The sequence below is a fragment of the Vibrio sp. 10N.222.46.A1 genome, from assembly GCF_041473595.1.
Classification (GTDB): Bacteria; Pseudomonadota; Gammaproteobacteria; order Enterobacterales; family Vibrionaceae; genus Vibrio; species Vibrio tasmaniensis_A.
Genome location: NZ_JBFRSN010001276.1, coordinates 1 through 1,955, shown reverse-complemented (window position 1 = coordinate 1,955; position 1,955 = coordinate 1). Strand labels below are relative to the sequence as shown.

4 protein-coding genes are annotated in these 1,955 nt (G+C 43.2%); 3 read left to right on the top strand and 1 reads right to left on the bottom strand.

The window, feature by feature from the left end:
* Positions 1-320 (bottom strand): nucleoside triphosphate pyrophosphatase (locus AB4496_RS25940; RefSeq protein WP_372132734.1); only part of this gene is annotated, 320 nt, incomplete at its 3' end.
* 149 nt (positions 321-469) lie between these two features.
* Here AB4496_RS25940 and yceD point away from each other — a divergent pair.
* From yceD to plsX, 3 genes are all read left to right on the top strand, one after another.
* The gene (gene yceD, locus AB4496_RS25935) at positions 470-997 is read left to right on the top strand and encodes a 23S rRNA accumulation protein YceD (RefSeq protein WP_004733994.1); all 528 of its coding nucleotides are present in this window, start codon (positions 470-472) and stop codon (positions 995-997) included.
* Between the two features lie 44 nt (positions 998-1,041).
* On the top strand, positions 1,042-1,212 hold the full coding sequence (rpmF, locus tag AB4496_RS25930; protein WP_004737376.1) for a 50S ribosomal protein L32: 171 nt from the start codon (positions 1,042-1,044) through the stop codon (positions 1,210-1,212).
* Positions 1,213-1,221: 9 nt separating this feature from the next.
* Positions 1,222-1,955, top strand: a 734-nt coding sequence (gene plsX, locus AB4496_RS25925; protein WP_372132732.1) for a phosphate acyltransferase PlsX, incomplete at its 3' end; no start/stop codon positions are given.

Here is a 1,955-nt window from a genome sequence, read left to right as displayed (position 1 = left end):
ATCCCAGTATAGAAAGTGATGCTCTTACCACTTTGACGAGACAATTGCTCAATCGCTTTCTCACGAGTATGAGGTTTGCCAATGATTTCTTCGTCGATCACACATACTTGATCGGAACCAATCACTAGGCTTGGTTGTTCGACAGCACAAGACTTGGCTTTGGTCTCAGCAAGACGCATTACCAATTGTTGAGGAGTCTCTTCTGGAAGTGGCGTTTCATCGCAGTCAGGCTTTGCTGTGACAAAGTCTAACTGTAGTTTTTTGAGGATCTCTTGCCTAAATGGAGATGTAGAAGCTAAAACTAGTTGGTAATTTCTCATTTTAATTTACAATTCGTGTAAGCATTTAGTTCAGGATAACGTAACTTATCCTGCTATTCATAATGCTCTGAACAGGAAAGGTAGGAAAGTACATTTTTTTTGCCATTTCCTTTGACTAAACACGATTTGGAAGATAAGATTCGCGCCCTATGCAAAAGGAAAAAATACCGCGTACAGTTGATCCGGCAAGAACGGCTCAAAAACGACTCGATATGGATGGTATCATTCAAGTCAGTCTTTTAAAGCGTTTAACCGAAACAACTGAAGGCGTAAAACGTGACGCGCAAGTCTCAATGTCATTTGGGCTTGATGAACAACGATTAGTCGTTATCTCTGGTAAAGCTAACGTCGAAGTCGATTTAGAGTGTCAACGTTGTAATGAGGTTTTCGCACATGAGTGCGATGTCCAATTTACTTATACTCCTGTTTACAGCGAGAAAAGTGAAGAGGAAGCACCGGAAGAGTACGATTTGGTAGATCTGAACGAGTACGGTGAGTTAGACCTGATTCAATTAGTTGAAGACGAGTTCATCCTTGGATTGCCACAAATAGCAATGCACGACGATGCGAAATGTAGCGTTAACTCAAATAACTTGGTGTTTGGTGAACTTCCTGAAGAAATTGAGGAAGATAAAAAGCCGAATCCATTTGATGTTTTAAAAAACTTAAAGAAATAACTTATTAGTAAGTATCTTTAAGAATTTACATAGGAGTAGGGTCAATGGCCGTACAAAAGAGCAAGAAATCACGTTCAATGCGTGGCATGCGTCGTTCACACGATGCGCTAACTACAGCTGCACTTTCTGTAGACGCAACTTCAGGTGAAACTCACCTACGTCACAACGTGACTGCCGAAGGTTTCTACCGCGGCAAAAAGGTTATCAACAAGTAAGGTTGACCTTTGCAAAATCTAACCGTTGCGCTTGATGCAATGGGCGGGGACTTCGGTCCTCGTGTAACAGTGCCTGCCGCCGTGCAGGCACTGTCGTATTTCCCAGAGCTAAAAGTCATTCTCATAGGTGATCGAAATGCGATCACATCTCAATTATCTTCATTAGGTCGAATGCCTGATTCTCGTTTGAGTATCCAGCATTGTGATCGAGTTATTTCCAATTCTGAAAAACCTTCACTAGCCTTACGTAATAGTCAGGGTAGTTCTATGCGTGCTGCTATCGATCTGGTTGCCGAGTCACAAGCTGATGCTTGTGTGAGTGGTGGCAACACCGGCGCACTGATGGCGTTATCTCGTTTCCGACTCAAACTCCTTCCTGGTATTGATAGGCCTGCATTGGTTTCAGCTTTGCCTACCGCTTCTGGCAACCGTACATGGATGCTTGATTTAGGAGCGAACGTTTCTAGTGACGCGGATTCACTGTTTCAGTTTGCCGTAATGGGCAGTGCATTAGCAGAACAACATTTAGGTCGCGTGCCTCGTGTCGCTATCTTGAATATCGGCGCTGAAGAAATCAAAGGCAATGACCTTGTAAAACGATGCGCTGAAATGTTGTCGAATACTCAGTCTGTGAACTTCATAGGCTATATTGAAGGTAATCAATTACTTCAAGATGCGGCTGATGTCGTCGTATGTGATGGTTTTGTGGGCAATGTCTGCTTAAAAACGTGTGAAGGTACGGC